17 protein-coding genes and 1 other RNA gene are annotated in these 16,427 nt (G+C 42.1%); 8 read left to right on the top strand and 10 right to left on the bottom strand.

Features of this window, described 5'->3' with window-relative positions:
- Positions 1-27: 27 nt before the first annotated feature.
- Positions 28-471, bottom strand: coding sequence for a molybdopterin synthase catalytic subunit MoaE (gene moaE / locus AB9H30_RS09930; RefSeq protein ID WP_371194514.1), 444 nt, complete (start codon positions 469-471; stop codon positions 28-30).
- 177 nt (positions 472-648) lie between these two features.
- Here moaE and moaA point away from each other — a divergent pair, with 177 nt between their 5' ends.
- From moaA to moaD, 3 genes are all read left to right on the top strand, one after another.
- On the top strand, positions 649-1,620 hold the full coding sequence (gene moaA, locus AB9H30_RS09925; RefSeq protein WP_371194513.1) for a GTP 3',8-cyclase MoaA: 972 nt from the start codon (positions 649-651) through the stop codon (positions 1,618-1,620).
- 60 nt (positions 1,621-1,680) lie between these two features.
- Positions 1,681-2,202, top strand: coding sequence for a molybdenum cofactor biosynthesis protein B (gene moaB, locus AB9H30_RS09920; protein WP_371194512.1), 522 nt, complete (start codon positions 1,681-1,683; stop codon positions 2,200-2,202).
- Between the two features lie 124 nt (positions 2,203-2,326).
- Complete coding sequence (moaD, locus tag AB9H30_RS09915; protein WP_371194511.1) at positions 2,327-2,572, top strand: molybdopterin converting factor subunit 1; 246 nt, start codon at positions 2,327-2,329, stop codon at positions 2,570-2,572.
- Between the two features lie 19 nt (positions 2,573-2,591).
- Here moaD and glp read toward each other — a convergent pair whose 3' ends face one another.
- Positions 2,592-3,827 (bottom strand): gephyrin-like molybdotransferase Glp, encoded by a 1,236-nt coding sequence (glp, locus tag AB9H30_RS09910; RefSeq protein ID WP_371194510.1) that lies wholly within the window; start codon positions 3,825-3,827, stop codon positions 2,592-2,594.
- A 163-nt stretch (positions 3,828-3,990) separates the two neighbouring features.
- Here glp and AB9H30_RS09905 point away from each other — a divergent pair, with 163 nt between their 5' ends.
- Positions 3,991-4,644, top strand: coding sequence for a dUTP diphosphatase (locus AB9H30_RS09905; protein WP_371194509.1), 654 nt, complete (start codon positions 3,991-3,993; stop codon positions 4,642-4,644).
- 39 nt (positions 4,645-4,683) lie between these two features.
- Here the strand turns inward: AB9H30_RS09905 and AB9H30_RS09900 are convergent, their stop codons facing one another.
- Positions 4,684-5,037, bottom strand: coding sequence for an RnfH family protein (locus AB9H30_RS09900; protein WP_371194508.1), 354 nt, complete (start codon positions 5,035-5,037; stop codon positions 4,684-4,686).
- Positions 5,037-5,468 (bottom strand): type II toxin-antitoxin system RatA family toxin, encoded by a 432-nt coding sequence (locus AB9H30_RS09895; protein ID WP_371194507.1) that lies wholly within the window; start codon positions 5,466-5,468, stop codon positions 5,037-5,039. Before AB9H30_RS09895 ends, AB9H30_RS09900 begins: the two co-directional genes overlap by 1 nt.
- A gap of 103 nt (positions 5,469-5,571) precedes the next feature.
- Between AB9H30_RS09895 and smpB the strand changes: the two genes are divergently transcribed.
- Positions 5,572-6,042 (top strand): SsrA-binding protein SmpB, encoded by a 471-nt coding sequence (smpB, locus tag AB9H30_RS09890; RefSeq protein ID WP_371194506.1) that lies wholly within the window; start codon positions 5,572-5,574, stop codon positions 6,040-6,042.
- Between the two features lie 3 nt (positions 6,043-6,045).
- Here the strand turns inward: smpB and AB9H30_RS09885 are convergent, their stop codons facing one another.
- The 4 genes from AB9H30_RS09885 to AB9H30_RS09870 form a co-directional block, all read right to left on the bottom strand.
- The gene (locus AB9H30_RS09885; RefSeq protein WP_371194620.1) at positions 6,046-6,243 is read right to left on the bottom strand and encodes a Slp family lipoprotein; all 198 of its coding nucleotides are present in this window, start codon (positions 6,241-6,243) and stop codon (positions 6,046-6,048) included.
- A gap of 91 nt (positions 6,244-6,334) precedes the next feature.
- A complete protein-coding gene (locus tag AB9H30_RS09880) occupies positions 6,335-7,558 on the bottom strand; it encodes an NADH:flavin oxidoreductase/NADH oxidase family protein (RefSeq protein WP_371194505.1) in 1,224 nt (407 codons plus the stop codon).
- Positions 7,559-7,800: 242 nt separating this feature from the next.
- Positions 7,801-9,873, bottom strand: coding sequence for a TonB-dependent receptor (locus AB9H30_RS09875; protein WP_371194504.1), 2,073 nt, complete (start codon positions 9,871-9,873; stop codon positions 7,801-7,803).
- 73 nt (positions 9,874-9,946) lie between these two features.
- Positions 9,947-10,360 carry a hypothetical protein gene (locus tag AB9H30_RS09870; protein WP_371194503.1) on the bottom strand — a complete coding sequence of 138 codons (414 nt, stop codon included), beginning with the start codon at positions 10,358-10,360 and terminating at the stop codon, positions 9,947-9,949.
- A gap of 174 nt (positions 10,361-10,534) precedes the next feature.
- Between AB9H30_RS09870 and ssrA the strand changes: the two genes are divergently transcribed.
- Positions 10,535-10,892: a transfer-messenger RNA gene (ssrA, locus tag AB9H30_RS09865) on the top strand.
- A 44-nt stretch (positions 10,893-10,936) separates the two neighbouring features.
- Here the strand turns inward: ssrA and AB9H30_RS09860 are convergent.
- On the bottom strand, positions 10,937-11,800 hold the full coding sequence (locus AB9H30_RS09860; protein WP_371194502.1) for a DNA ligase: 864 nt from the start codon (positions 11,798-11,800) through the stop codon (positions 10,937-10,939).
- A gap of 226 nt (positions 11,801-12,026) precedes the next feature.
- On the opposite strand from AB9H30_RS09860, the gene AB9H30_RS09855 reads away from it, so the two are divergent.
- Together AB9H30_RS09855 and AB9H30_RS09850 are read left to right on the top strand one after the other, a co-directional pair.
- Positions 12,027-12,896 (top strand): SDR family NAD(P)-dependent oxidoreductase, encoded by an 870-nt coding sequence (locus AB9H30_RS09855; protein ID WP_371194501.1) that lies wholly within the window; start codon positions 12,027-12,029, stop codon positions 12,894-12,896.
- A gap of 525 nt (positions 12,897-13,421) precedes the next feature.
- Positions 13,422-13,874 carry a hypothetical protein gene (locus AB9H30_RS09850; RefSeq protein ID WP_371194500.1) on the top strand — a complete coding sequence of 151 codons (453 nt, stop codon included), beginning with the start codon at positions 13,422-13,424 and terminating at the stop codon, positions 13,872-13,874.
- A 38-nt stretch (positions 13,875-13,912) separates the two neighbouring features.
- On the opposite strand, the gene AB9H30_RS09845 is transcribed toward AB9H30_RS09850, so the two are convergent.
- Positions 13,913-16,342 carry a putative bifunctional diguanylate cyclase/phosphodiesterase gene (locus AB9H30_RS09845; RefSeq protein WP_371194499.1) on the bottom strand — a complete coding sequence of 810 codons (2,430 nt, stop codon included), beginning with the start codon at positions 16,340-16,342 and terminating at the stop codon, positions 13,913-13,915.
- Positions 16,343-16,427 lie beyond the last annotated feature (85 nt).

Genomic DNA, 16,427 nt, shown 5'->3' with positions numbered 1-16,427 from the left:
AAGACTCAAAGTTTTAACAATAAATTGTTACCACTTTTCTTTTGCTGCATTGTCTGAAGCATTTGCCTCAACCCAATGTTCGTTTTCTAGGCCTATTTCTTTCTTCCAAATAGGAACGCTAGTTTTCAAATGATCCATAATAAACTGACAAGCTGCAAATGCAGCTTCACGATGTTTAGAAGTAACTCCTACGAAGACAATTTGTTCCATCGCGAGGATTTTTCCGACCCTATGGATGACTTTTATCTGACCTAATGGCCATCTTAACCTTGCTGTTTGGCAAATTCCCTCTAAAGACTTTTGCGTCATTTCTGGGTAATGCTCCAATTCTATTGCTAAAACATCTGATTTATCAGAGAAGTCTCGAACAATTCCAGTGAAAGTAACTATTGCCCCGTCACTTGTCGCTAAAGACCGTAAGTACTCATATTCCTGTGCATGTAAAAAATCTTCGTGTTGTATTACTATCATTGTTAAATGCGACACCATTTGTTTGTTTATTCTGTGAAGATAAAAATGAGCAAATAAAATTATTGCTGACTAATGCTTAAAATATAATAAGACGACATGCTATGAGCTTATCTTTTAACCAAGACATGATAAAGTGTTATTGAGAAAAGTAATATTTCGAGAGGATTAAACAATTTCATGCTTCAAGATAGCTTTGGCCGGCAGTTTCATTACCTAAGGCTGTCCATCACAGAAATGTGTAACTTCAGATGCAATTACTGCCTCCCCAATGGCAACGAATGTGATACATCTAAAGACAATATGACGCTTAAAGAAATTGAGACGCTGGTGCAATCGTTTGCTCGTTTAGGCACCAGCAAAATTCGCATCACGGGTGGTGAGCCCAGTTTACGAAAAGACCTGATAGACATTATAGCGATATGCAAGAACACCCCAGGTATTGATAAAGTCGCCATGACCACTAATGCTTTCCGACTTAAAAAAGACGTCAAACGATATGCAGACGCAGGTTTAGATGCGCTAAATGTGAGTGCTGATAGCCTCGACCCAAGAATGTTTGCTGCTATCACGGGCAAAGACAAGTTAGTCGATATCCTTGCCGGCGTCGACGACGCTATTGCGGCAGGAATAAAGCACATTAAATTTAATTCAGTTATTCTCAAACAGTTCAATTTTGGAGGCATGCAGCAGTTTTTAGATTATTTAAAAACTCACGCGGTTACTTGGCGGTTTATAGAGCTAATGCAGACCGGCGACAACGCCTCATTTTTTGCTGCCAATCATATTCAGGGCGAAGCAATCAAACAAGACTTGCTTGCCAAAGGCTGGCAGCGCATGGTGAGCGAAAAACACGCTGGACCAGCGCAAGAGTTTAGTCACCCCGACTATTTGGGCAACTTGGGTTTAATCATGCCTTACAGCAAAGATTTTTGCAGCACCTGCAATCGTTTGCGCGTATCGAGCTCCGGCAAGCTGCACTTGTGTTTGTTTTCTGAAGTGGGCTTAAGCATTCGAGATACCCTCAGCGCAGGTGACGTAGACGCTACTTGCGAGGCATTAAGAGCGCATTTGAGCCTAAAAACAGCCAGTCATGAATTACAAAGAGGCTTTACCGGCGCAACCAAACAATTAGCAATGCTTGGCGGATAGCGCACACTGCCAAGCAAACAGATAAAAATGTACGCTCAATGAGCGCCAAAGGAAACATGCATGAGCAAAACTGAAACCCCTTTTGAAGCCCTTAATATCGCGGTGTTAACTATCTCAGATACGCGTACCCCAGAGAATGACACTTCGGGAGATTACTTGACTTCACAAGCTAAGCAAGCCGGCCACAATGTAGTGTTTAGAAGCATCGTTATTGACGATGTATACCTCATAAGAGCGGTTGTGTCGGCGCAAATTGCAGATCCAAAGGTGCAGGCAATATTGATAACCGGCGGCACGGGCTTTACTCACAGAGACTCAACCCCTGAAGCAGTGACACCACTGTTTGATAAGCAAATTGAAGGATTTGGAGAACTGTTCAGACATATTTCGTATCAAGAAATTGGTACCTCAACGGTTCAGTCTAGAGCCATTGCTGGCATGGCGAACAAAAAGGTTATCTTTTGCATGCCGGGCTCAACGGGTGCTTGTAAAACCGCATGGCAGGGAATATTGAAAGATCAACTAGACTCTACACATAGACCTTGTAACTTTGCACCTCACATACGTTTAGACAATCAGTAGAAGAGATATCAGGGTTTATCTATCGAAAAGCAAAAAATGGCTCATCGTAACAAAACCCTGATTATTACAATACTAACAAAGTGGCATAAAGGGTTGTGCACAGCTTTAAAAGGGTAAAAGCTACATGGTAAAAATTAAATTTTTCGCTCAGCTGAGAGAAACCTTAGGCGTAAGCACGATCGAACTAGAAGGCGCAGCGGGTCAGTCTGTGGCTGCTATCAAATCGACGTTAGCAAAAAAGGCTGCACCTTGGCAGATTTTAGTCGAAAATGATATTTTAAACGCGGTTAACCACACCATCTCGAACGACGACACTGTTGTCAACGACGGCGATGAAGTTGCGTTTTTTCCCCCTGTTACAGGCGGATGAGTGCAGGCTACTATTGATTTTAGGTAAGGGTGTGATCAAAAAGTTGAACCGACACGGTTTCACCCTCGGCGACCCGCCCTCTCTCCCTTTCTAATACGATATAACAATTGCTGTTACTAAAACTTGAAAAGATCCCCGACCCTTGCGCACCAGTTGACCTCACATGCAATTGTCCGGCTTCATTAACAAAGCAATAGCCTCGTTGATAATCTGCTCTACCCGGCTGTTTTTTGAGTCCTTCGTCACAAATCGCCTGCAACGTATAAGGAGCCGTAACTTGCTCACCCGCCATCTGCTTTATGGCATCTGCCGCGATTTGATTAAATGTCACAAATGCAGATACAGGATTACCCGGCAAACCAAAGAAGATACTATTTGGCAAACGCCCAAATGCCAGTGGTTTACCTGGTTTTATTGCGATTTTCCAAAAATCTATTTGCCCTAATTCCGCTAAAATTTGTTTTACAAAATCAGCTTCCCCTACCGATACACCGCCCGACGTAATAACGCAGTCGGCTTGTTCATCTGCTTGCTTAAAAATACTTCTTAAGCTTTCTTTATCGTCCGGAACAATTCCAAAATCGATGACTTCGCACTGCAGTTTAGTTAGTAAGGCTATTATTGCAGGGCGATTTCCATCGTATATTTTGTGGCTTTGATACTCATCTCCTGTGCGCAATAATTCATCACCGGTTGAAAACACTGCGACTTTTAACGCTCTGTATATGCTCACTTCATCAAAACCTAAGGAAGACAACAAACCCACATCTGATGCGCTAATTCGCTTCCCTTTACTCAATACCAAACTGTTTTGCTTAATACTCTCGCCGGCTAATCTAACGTCATTGCCTTTTTCGGGTATTTTACTAAACGAAATTCTTTCACCGTCAACCAAGGCATTTTCTTGCATCATTACCGTATCTGCGCCTTCGGGCATCGCTGCGCCGGTCATAATACGAACGCATTCACCTGGTTGTAGTGGCTTTAGATAAGAATTCCCAGCAAAGCTTTTACCGACGAGGCTTAGGGTTTTTAAGTCTTTGAGATCCTGCCATTTGAAGGCATAACCATCCATGGCTGAATTATCAAATCCAGGAACGTTAATTTTGGAATAGACGTCTTGCGCCAACACTCTGCCCAAGCTTTGAATAATTTGAAGCTTTTCAGTTTGGACAACACTACTCACTAGGTCTGAAATTTGTTTTTTGGCCACTTCTACAGGGATAAGACCCGGTTGATCACAAGAGACTGACATATGAACCCTTAATTATTTAAATGCTAAACACTGACTTAATGCTTCTCAAGTAGCATCAACTCTGGTGTAATTCGGCGTCTGTTTAAATTAACAATATTTAGCGATAGCAAAGTTAATACACAGTAGTTTGTAAAAAAGACTCAAAACCAACTAAGGATACAACATGCTTAATCAATCTCAACTCGCCATTATGCTAAATCTTCAAGACAAAATGAATGTAAAGGTCAATCCAGATTGGTTAAATGCAGGCTATAGCTACTTAAGAGCGGCCATGATTGAGTCGGTTGAAGCAATTGAACACCACGGATGGAAATGGTGGAAGGCACAAAAGCTTGATCTACCTCAAGTACAGATGGAACTAGTCGACATCTGGCACTTTGCACTGTCGCATATATTAATTGAGCATAAAGGCAGTATCAAGGATGCCTCTGCGCAAATTGAGCAGGCCTTAACATCAGCTCACACTACCGTCGCTTTTGACGGCAATAGCTTTGATTTATACCAACAAAGTCTAGTCGAAAATTTAGAACTCATGGCAGGCTTGTGCGTGGCCAAGCGCTTTGATATCAAATTGTTCACCCGCATTGTTGAACAAGCCGAAATGACGTCTCAAATATTGTTTGAACAATACGTGGGTAAAAATGTGTTGAATTTTTTTCGTCAAGATCACGGCTATAAAACCGGCACTTACAAAAAGATTTGGGATGGGCGTGAGGATAATGAGCACTTAGTCGACATCATGCAGGCACTTGACAGCAACCTCGATAACTACGCAGACAAACTATACGAAATGCTTGAGCAGCAATACCCTAGTTAATGCGCTGCATTAACTAGCGTTTTAAAGTAAGCGTGATATCTATGGATTTTTTGATTTGCTATCAGCCTGTGTGGCCCTGCCGCCGGTGACCTTATTGGCTCGTCCTTCATCCACCGCTTTTTGTGCTCGAAGCTTGCGGATCTCTCTGGGGTCAGCAATCAAAGGACGGTAAATTTCAATTCTGTCGCCATCTTTCACGATATCTTGCAATTTGCAGGTTCGATTCCAAATGCCCACTTTATTTTGCGTTAGGTCGATGTCTTGATAAATTTGCAAGATACCTGACTGCTCTATTGCCTGCTCAACGGTAGTGTCAGGTTTTATTGAAAGGCTAATTAACGATTGTTTGTGCGGTAAACCGTATGTAATTTCAATTGATAGTTGTTCAGGCATTAACCGTATACTCGCTTTGCTCGCTCTGAAAACGCTTTTACCATATTATTCGCGAGCGATTTGAATACCTTCCCAAAGGCAAATTCAACAAGGCCGCTTGAAAACGTAAAATCGAGCTCTAGCTCTATTCTGCAGGCTTCATCTGATAATGGGGTAAATCGCCATCCTCCTTCCAAGGATTTGAATGAACCTTCGGCTAATTGCATATCTATTCGTCTGCCGGGAGTTAGCGTATTAAGGGTGACTAATTCTTGGTCAACGCCAGCTTTATTGAGCAGCATCTTCGCGCGCATGTGGCTATCACTTTGCTCGAGAATTTCACTGCGGCGACAGCCAGGTAAGAAGGTGTCGTACGAATTTACATCGTTGACTAGATCGTACATTTGCTGGGCACTGTATGCGACTAATGCATTTTTATTGATTTTTGGCATTGAATCCATTAACTACTATGCAATATTGATAATAAACTGACTTGATTTTACTCAAATTCAAGCTAATAAAGACAATTCTTTTAACATAGGTATAATACGCGGCATGAAAAAGAATAAACCTAATAATAACACTATTGCCTTAAATAAAAAGGCACGACATGAGTATAACCTGTTAGATAAATTTGAAGCCGGTATGCAGCTGCAAGGCTGGGAGGTCAAATCGATTCGCGCAGGCAAAGTCAATCTAACCGATGCCTATGTTTTCATTAAGGAGGGCGAAGCGTACGTGACCAATATTGGCATTACGCCGCTCAACCAGGCGTCTAGTCACGTTGTTTGTGACCCAACCCGCACCCGTAAATTATTATTACATCAACGAGAGATTGATCACTTAATGGGTGGATTGGATCGCCAAGGCTTAACTATTGTGGCAACAGCAATGTTTTGGAAAGTTAACTGGGTAAAACTAGAAATGTGGCTGGCGAAAGGCAAGCAAGAACACGATAAGCGTGACACCGTAAAAGACAGAGATTGGGCGCGTCAAAAAGAGCGAATGATGAAACACTCTTCTTAAGGCCTACGGGCCTCGGCAGCAGATCCTATCTGTGTTCCATGGCGGAATACGAATTAAATTGGATTCGCCGTTATTTGACAAGTGCCACACGTGATAGCGTTTTGCGCGTAATGAAGGATAGATGTATCGCTGATTGCCCACTTGCCCTAAGACAGGAGCAGCGACTTCACCGAGTAGCGTAATCATTGTATAAGGTTTAATTTTTCTTGCGTCAGGGTCTGACTATTTTGAGCACGCTTGCCATAAAGCTATATGGCTTTGGACTAGTTATACTACTAAGCTATCCTTTCGTTCAAGCAACACCAATCCATTTACGGTATTTTTTAGTCAATTTATTTAAACGAACTCTGTCCATAATTAAAGACAACAAAGGGCTAGAACTTGAGTCTGTGGGTTTATTCGCCCCCATTTTACGCAACTGGCGTTTAACCAATGCCATAGTTGCAAGTGCCGACAAAGCTTTATCTTTCCAATTTACACGGGGGACGAAGCCAACTAATTCTGGTTGTTTTTTCCAAATATTTACCAATGCCGGCTCATAAGCTAAGGCACTAGCCATACCTACTAAATCGACGCCACTGGCGAGCACTTTTTCTGCTGTTTCAAGACGTTTTATACCGCCAGTAGTCATGATGGGCATATCAGCATGCTCGGCAATTTGCTGCGCAAACTCTAAAAAGTAGGCTTCTCTGGCCAAGCTTCGCTCGTCTCCAGACTTACCCTGCATAGCTGGCGCTTCATAAGAGCCGCCGGAAAGCTCAATGAAATCGACTTGTAAAGAGTTTAAATGCTTTACAACCTCAATGGCATCAGCAACATCAAACCCACCGCGTTGAAAGTCCGCCGAATTCATTTTGATTGCGACGATACTTTTTGCTCCCAAGGCTGCCCGCACTCTTTCAACGATGACATACAAAATTTTAGCACGGCTATGTAAGTCACCTCCCCAATCGTCTTGGCGTTTGTTCGTCAATGGAGACAAGAATTGAGACAGTAAATATCCATGAGCAGCATGAATTTGTACGCCATCAAAGCCCGCTTGTAACGCATTTTTTGCTGTATCTACAAAGCGTTGTATGACCTCTTCAATTTCGTCTGCTGTTAGAGGGCTTGGCTGCGCAAGAAGGTTTGAGTGTTTTCCTATATCTACTGCGACATCAGAAGGCGATACATTTTTACCTCCCATCGCTTTCATTACCTGTCTACCGGGGTGATTGATTTGTAAAACAGCGGCACAGCCATCTTGTTTTGCGTGTTGCGCCCAATCTTTAAAAGCCTCTAGTGGCGTATGTTTTTCTAAAACCACACCGCCGGGACCGGTCATGGCCATTTTATCTATCATCACATTGCCCGAAATGATCAAGCCCACCCCACCTTTGGCCCAAGCCGCATACAGGTTTTTTAATTCGATAGAAGGATAATGATTGGCGTCCGCCATATTCTCTTCCATGGCGGCTTTGGCGGCTCTGTTTTTTAAAACTTGTCCGCATGGCAAGGTAATGGGGTCAAATAACATGTATGGCTCGATTTATTGATTGTTTAGTTTCGTAAGGCGCATTGCAACATGATGTGAAAAGCCATGCAAATTACTATATTTGACTCAGACGTATTACTATAACTTAGTTAAGTACATCCCTGAACTTCAGAAGATGACCGTTCAAAGCATCAGTTAACTTATTCTGCCAAAAACTCAAAGTTTGCCTTTTTTAGGCATGCGCTTATTCATTAAGCACATACCTAATACTCATCGTAAAGTTGCTAAAATTGATATTGCAAAAAGACGCCAACATTGCGGCCTGTGCCGGGAATCTTTTCGCCCAGAGCAATGTCAGTATTATTGATACGGTTCACTCCGGCTAGATGATCTCTATAGGCTTTGTCAAATAGGTTTTCCACAATCAAACTAATCCGTAATTGCTGCGTAATCGCATATTCAACATCCGTATTTACCAAAGTATAGCCCTCTGTTGGTGTTTCGTTTTGTTGTTCTGCAACCTTATTTTGAGAAGCGACAATTTTCGATGACAGCCTCCACTTCCATTCATTCGCTTCATAACTGAGCTGCAAAAACCCAGACAATGGCGCTAAGCGATACAGATCTTGAGCTACCGGCACAGTTTGTTTACCGCGCACATATTCAAGTGTTCCTTGCAGGCGCCAATTATCCGATAAGCGGATAGCTGCAAGCATATCCATACCCACTAATTTTGCATCAGTATTGCTCCATTGCAAAGGCGACAAAATACCATTCATCATAGCAATATTGTTAGCCTTTAAGTTATTCGACGTTACACCTAAAATATATTCGTCTATTTTTGCATAGAATACGTTTGCCGACATCATCAGCGTCGCGTCTTGATATGTCAGGCCGAGATCAATTTTATTAGCCGTTTCTTTTTCTAAATCAAGATTACCAATGTAATTTCGTCCGTCTGCTAATCCAGCTGAAACACCAAGGGGAAACCAAGTGTATAATTCATTGTAACTAGGGGCTCGCTCTTTCCTAGCGGCAGACAGGACCAACGATATTTGTTGGTTTATCGGCATTTTTACTTTACCCACTAAATCTATCAGATTAAAACGTTGATTACGCTTTGCGCTATTGAAGTCATTTTGCAGCGCCGCCACGTTCGGGTTTATCATCGACATATTAGTTGAAACAGGGTCTGCATCACTTGAAACTTCAGACAAACGCATCCCAAACTGCCAATCGAAAGCTGACAGCTGTTCGCTCAACTCTGCATAAACCGATGCCCTATCGCGCTTCATATTATTGAAGTTGTTAATAAAAAACATCTCGTTATTAGGGTTACTGATTACCGATTCATGCTGACGTTGAAACACTTCCCCACCAAATTCAAAACGTCGATCATTGTGTTTGTATGTGGCTTTAGAACTGATACCAAAAGCTTCACTGCTTACCTGATTAAGTCGAAACATGGCGGGCATTGGCGGCATTCTCAGCTCAAAATTATTCATATCGTGTTGATTTTGATTGCCAAAAAGCTGAGTTTTAATTTGCCACTTTTCGGAAGCGTTAAAACTATGGTTAAGGCGATACCAGAGGGCATCCACAAAAATAATATCCATTGCTAAAGCGGGTGTGCCAGATTCATTCGTATTACGGCGTGCAACTAAAGCATCAACACGATGTTTACCCGACTGTATACCTGCTTTTAACTTTAATGCGGAACGCTCATAAAAAGTAGATGGGACCTCTCTGCCATCTCCAGCGATATAATTGTCACCTTCTTGGGCGTCCGCACTAAAACCTAAATACAAATTTTTTGCGGAAGTAAACAACAGCGCACTTAACGCTCGGTTATCGTTATCGAAAGCACTGGCTGTCGCCCCACCTTGAACAAGCCATTTTTCAGTATGGTTTATATCGAAAGCGTATTCGTCGATTTCCACTGCTCCGCCGATAGTTTCAGCACCCACCGATACGGGAGCAATACCCTGATGCAGAGTAACTGATTGATATAGAGTGCCAATTGCGTGCGACAGTGGACTGTCCATGGCATTTGGGCCCGCGCCAGCAACTTCGTTCCCATCGATATTGACGCGTAGTCGGTCGCCAAACAACCCCCTGTATTGCAACACTCCGGATACCGCACCGTTGCCGTTAATGTTAAGTCCCGGAAGCATAGATAATTGACTGCGCATGTCAGGCGAACTAGCCTGATTGAGTTGAATTTCAGATTGATTTGCAAAACTGTTTATTCTGCCAAGGACTTCAATACTTTCGATGGTAGAAATGTCCTCAGCAAACGCAACATGGCACGCTGCCATACTTAAACTTGCGGACAAATAAATATAAGCTTTTTTCATGTCTTTATCTCACGCCAAAGTGCAACGCACAGCGGCTTTTTGAATTAAATTTATTAAAAGTTACGATTAATTTTTATATGAGATAAATGACTGGCGGCGCTCGTGGAGCTGGCTGTAAATAACTGCGTGCATGATATGATTGTAACTGGGTAAAAGAAATACGTTTTGAGTTTTTAGCAATAGCATTGAGAGCATACTCGCTAAAATTATCAAGAAGCGGGTTGTGCTCTAGTGCAAGTGAACTAAAACAAGCTAAGTTTAATTCGTTTTCATTAGCGCTGTTGGGTTGCTCGACCTCGACTATGTTACCGGTAGCAAAATAAACGTCACTATTAATCCATTTTATTCCGATACCTGTGCAAATAACCAGCACATGCTGCTGATTTTGAGCATTGAGCATACGCATATTGTGACCTGAGACGGCATTAGCGAAGACCGACTGAAGGACAAACAATATGCATAATAACGAAAGTAAACTGGTACGCATGAACAACGCAATAACAAAACGATAATACACGCTAGCAAATTTTGTTAGAGCTTGTCTATCACAAACTGAACTATCAAAAGCTCGGCTGATATAGGTCAAAGCCCTGTACTTGAAAATTCAAAAATCATCGCTATCTAGATACATACGGAGTGTGATATCATTCCAAGTTGATTCGGGGCTGCTCTGGATTCGACAGGATTCAATGATGCTGGAGGTGCATGCAGAGGTGCGGTTTGCCTCTTTAAACAGCCGCAAAAAATAGTCGCAAACGACGAAAACTACGCACTAGCAGCTTAATAACCTGCATAGGCCCTTCCACTTCAGCCGTTGTCTATTCGTGAAGGTTTGGAAGGTCATACTAATGGACTAGCGAGGGAAACTTGTCTAAGGTTGAACCGCGAAATAGTATTAGGCCAGCCCGAAGAAATCCTGTTTGCCGGAGTTCATAGGGTTAAATAAATGACAAACTAAGCATGTAGTACCAAAAGTTGACGCTTTCTGGACGCGGGTTCAATTCCCGCCAGCTCCACCAATTCGAATAGGCCAGCATGATTTGCTGGCCTTTTTATTGGCTCACTAATGACTGTCTCGAACCCTCAAAAAACTCGCAAAACGCGGAACACCATTACTTGTGTAGCCATGATATTTGAAGCTTACCAAACTGCCAATTGGCGGTGGTTTATCGCGCTCTGCATCACTAAAACCGGTGCCAATTTTAAATTCAATCATTTTGCCTTGCGTATTTACATAGCTGATTAATAAAGAGCCCATACTACTGGCGTACTTACCCTTGCCTTTTAAATGCTTTATGACTATGCCCTCAGCGTCCATGTAAGGCTTGAGCTTTAATAAATTACCGCTTCGACCATCTATAAACATTCCCGAGGCATTTTGAAGCATTAAACCTTCTGCGCCACTTTCGACCAAATCATTTAACAGTCTTGAAAGCTCATTATTACTGCCGATTGGGAACTGTTTAACCGCGATGACATGCTCTAAATTCAAATCATCGATTAAGTCCTGATAAATGGCGCTACGGCGGCTAAACACATCTTTATTATTAGGCGCATCAAAGACCATATATCTGATGTGTTTCCACTCTGAATCTATGGGCTGATGTTTGCTGACGGTCGATATCACGGTTTCAAAATCGTTTCGCTTTGTCCATAGTTCGCCGTCAAGCCACACATCAGGCAATTTTTCGGTAAACCACTTAGGTGCATGTATTAAATTACCATTCCGAGTGCGCAACTCTCGGTTTCGCCAAATTGCGCGAACACCATCGTACTTTTCACTGACTAAATAATTCTTAATATCGTCACCTGAAAATACTTGGGCGAGTTGGACCTCAGACACTGAAACTGTTTCATCGCTTACACTGGCCCCAGACATCAAACAAATGACCATGAAGCATAAGCACCTTACTAAAAAATTAATCATTCCGACACGCTCCCTGTGTTTTATGAATGTTAAGTCATATCCTTTATGCCCAACAAATACTAAGCCAGTAAATACAGCCTTAACAATAGCAACTTTGCAAAACAGGCCTTAAGGGAAGCTATTATGCTCCAGTATGTCGCCTTGGCAATAAGTAAAGGTTTCAATTTACGCCGAAGCGCAATAGCATAAAGCCTAGCATATCGACACATAACGAGACCGAAACGCAATGAAACATTCTGCATTAAGTGCATTTTACAAAGATAAAACCGCCGTTATCACCGGGGCTGGCTCGGGTATTGGTGAAGCACTTGCAAAAGTTTTTGCTGACTTAGGATGTAAACTGGCGCTTTGTGATATTGATCAATCGGCTTTGACAAGAGTCGTAAACGACATTAAGCATACACACCCAAGTTTACTTATATTTCATGATGTCCTTGACGTTTCAAACAAACAGCAGTGGTCTCAATTTTTGGAAACTACCGCAGCGACATGTGAACACATTGATATCATGATTAATAATGCCGGGATCGAGGGTTCATGCCGTCCGGTGTGGGCGTCTGACGATGCCACGCTAGAGCGCGTTATGGATGTAAATTTCTATGGCATGGTTTATGGAAGCAAAGCAGCTCTGCCCTACTTGATTAAACGCCCATGGGCGGCATTAGTCAATGTCTCTAGCATTTTTGGCATGATTGCGCCCCCCAATACTGCGGACTACTGTGCAAGTAAGTTCGCGATTCGTGGCTACACCGAATCATTGCGCGCCGAGCTGGCTTTACTGCATCCACACCTGCAGGTGCACTTAGTTCATCCTGGTGGCATCGATACCAACATTACCAGAATCCCTGAAAGTCAAAAGTTCAAAGCGCGCTATTTAAAAACCAATCCCCTTGATATTGCCTTGTATATAGCAAAGTGTTTGAAGCAGAACAAAGCCCGTATTGTATTTGGTAATCAGGCTACCCTTGCTCATATCGCGTCCAGACTATTGCCCTTGAGTTGGCTAAGCAAGCTAAGTGGCCGAGAAATTAAAAGTTTAGAAATGGAATCTGACTATGAAAAAACCCACGATGGTTTTAATATAAATAAATTATAGCGGTAACGACACCACAAAACTGCGCACTTCCCTATACTTCAAAGTTTAAAATTAAAAGATAAGAGGCTTATTTGATATTTTAGGTGCTTTTAAACGATTTTTAAATTTTTTCGAAACTTTTAGAGGAACATATAAAATTTTGGCATTTCGTATTTTAATGAATAATCTGAGATTTTATGCGAATTAAGAATTATTTAGGTGATTTTAAGAGAATATCTATTTTTCAACATTTTTCTATCTTTGCAGAATTTCAGCGAATTTACTGAATTTTGACACCTACATATTGATATAAAAAAGGCGAGAAGCCATCCTTCCATCAAGAAAGCAAAAATGAAGTGTATACGATTTAGCTCTCCCCTTTTTTGTTTCTATCACTCCTAATAAAGACGTCTATGGGTATGAATTTCTGAGCCCTGATGTAACATTGTAGAAAAAAATTGAATACTCTGCTTGACGAAATGGCTGTAAACTTTTACTTTAAACAGTAATGATTCTCATTACCATTAAATGGAGAGTGAACAAGCTATGCTAGACTGCAAATACATTTGTGATGACCACCAACAATGGATAGTTTGTGAACCACAACAGGCGTTTTTAAGACTTTTAGAGATGTCATCACAGGCACATAAGATGGCCTTAAGCGAAGGGTTAGAAGCGGCCCTGCCTTATATTGGCAGCGCTTTTGAGACCGCTTATGTCTTATACAATTGTGCACAGCAAAGTCCTCAACTAACCACCATGCTAACTAGCCTTACTATTACCTTAGCCAATGCCTACTCTGCTTTAGGTAAACATCAAGAGGCTACACTGTTGCTGAACACGATAAGAAATGCACTTCTGACAAACGCGCAAGCTGAGAGCAGAGAGTTAAGTAAGATAAAGTTTTTGAAAAATTGTGGGGAAATGTTAGTTGATGCGGCCCATGATGTAATAATGATGTCGAGTATCAGAGCGGGGCTTTCTAGCCGGCTGCATTAATATGACATATGCGCCGGCCGCTTCATTAACGCAGGAGCTTACGTAATGTCAGTAACAGGCTTGCTAAGATAGGTCTGCTCAAATACATCCACATCAAGTGGTCTGCTGAAGTAATACCCCTGCAGTAATAGTTCACCGTTTAGCATTAACCATTCAACCTGCGCTTGGGTTTCAACGCCCTCGGCCACCGTCACTAAACCAAGGTTACGCGACAGCTGGATGATAGAGCGAACTAGATTCTCATCTTGCTTATCAACCGTTATATCATTAATAAAAGAACGATCGATTTTCAATTTATCAACCGGTAGGTCTTTTAAATGACTCAGCGAACTATAACCGGTGCCAAAATCATCTAATGAAAAGCTAATACCCATCTTTTTCAAATTCACAATTTTCTTGATGGTATCTGCCATATTATTCAGAGCAACGCTCTCAGTAATTTCAAACTCCAGCTTCTCGCCGGCAACGTCATGTTTTAGCAATACTCTAGAGACAAGCTCAATAAAATCATGTTTAGCTAGCTGTTTGGCACTGATGTTAACTGCAATTTTAAAACCAGGCGGTAGGATGCCTCTTTTGTCTGCATCTGCAATATAGCTGCACACTGAGTTTAAGATCCGCTCGCCCACGTCAACAATCAGGGCGCTCTCTTCTAAAAACGGAATGAACTCAGCAGGGCTAATTGTCTCGCCATCTTTTTTCCAGCGCATAAGTGCTTCGGCACCTTGTAACTGGTGGGTTTCAGAATCGACAAGCGGTTGTAAAACGAAATAGAACTCGTCTCTGAACATGGCTTTCATAATGTCACGTTCTAGTTTTAACAACTCAGCCGCTTGGGTGGCCATTTCGTTTTTAAACAAGGTAACTTTGTTTCTGCCCGTGCGCTTTGACTCGTACATCGCGGTATCAGCATACTGCAAGATTTCGTCGGCGCTCGACTGCCCCTTGCGAAACACGATAACGCCGATACTCGCGGTAAGAGAATAGCTGTGCAGACCGATATCTATCTCTTTATTGATGCAAGCTCTAAGGCGCTCACCAAGCACTTCAGCACCGCTTGTGGCGGTTTTTAAACTGTCCGAAACATTCTCTTCAATACACAAAAACTCATCCGCTCCCAAACGAGCAATAAGATCTGAAAAAGAAAATTCTTTTTGTAAACGTCGGGCAAGTTTAACAATTAATTGGTCACCGACACTATGACTGAGGGTATCGTTGATTCGCTTGAACTGATCTAAATCTGCAATTGCAGCAATCCCGTACATACCCTTCTCGCCCTCATTGGCACGATTAAGGACTTCATACACTTTATTTCTATTCGGCAACGAAGTTAAGGTATCGTAATACGCCAGTGATTCAATTTTCTCTTCGGCTTTAACACGTTTGGTAACGTCAGACGCAGTGGCTAAAATACTATGCCCATCTGGCGTTTTGAACTTCACTAGCGACATTTCCATGAAGCATTCGGCACCATTGGCATTTTTCATTGGAATAATGTTATTCACTTGACGCTTAGTCGAACTAATGAACTCTTTAATTGAGCTAAGTAAATCTGCATCAATTGGTTTGATAACATCGTCTGCGCTGCGGCCTTTCAGTTCGTAAATTGAATAGCCATAAAAAACTGCCGTAGCCTTATTTGCAAAAACAAAGTCTAAGTTATTATCTAAGGAATAAATTAGCGCAGGAGCAGTATCGAGTATTAAGCGAAATCGCTGAGAGCGTTCAGTTAGCAGCACTTGGCTAGATGAAATTCGAGACAACATGTCATTGGCAGCGTTAATGATCAAACTAAATTCATTTTGCTCATGGCCAACCAAATGGCTAATCTTTTGCGTGGCAATGGATTTTATATTCACACGTTGAAACCGGCCAGACAAACGCGTCAAAGGCGCCGCTAGTGCAAAGTGGTACAGAATACTTAGCGCAAGTGTTAAGAAAATATATCCCGCTACAGCGATCGCAAACGCCCTTATTGCGCGGTCGTAAACCCCCGACAAAGCAATGTGGTTATCGATAACCAAGACCATTTCGCCATATATCTGGGGACGGCCATCTGCAAGCGTTTGCCCTGTTAGCAGTACTGAAGATTTAGTGAAGTTTTCGGTTACTAAGGAAAGTACAGGATTATAAGAGGTATTAATGGCAACATTACTTTCCATTTCTTGCCGACGAAAGTCCGCCATCACGTTTCCATGGTCGTCAATTATCGATACATAGCTAAAAAAGTCGAAATAAGACAAGCCATCGATGACCTGCTGCGCCATCGGGTTATCTAACAGATAAACGGCATTACTGGCAGATCCTCGAGCTGATGTGACAATAGAATCAATGGTTTCTTTTACTTCTGCCTGGCGCTCTCTAAAATCGAATAAAGTCTGTAAAAATGCCATCAGCAGGCCGAGGCACACTAATAGCACTAGGCTGCGAATAGCTAAAGTAAAAGAGAGCTTTCGATTTAATTTCATAAAACCTGTGTGTCTCGATGATTCATGTAATCATATGTGATGTTTGATAATACTAACAATTATTAACGTTTGATAGTAAGTAATC

This window comes from Glaciecola sp. SC05 (genome assembly GCF_041380235.1).
In the GTDB taxonomy this organism is placed as follows: Bacteria; Pseudomonadota; Gammaproteobacteria; order Enterobacterales; family Alteromonadaceae; genus Glaciecola.
This window is presented reverse-complemented; position numbering and strand designations above follow the sequence as displayed.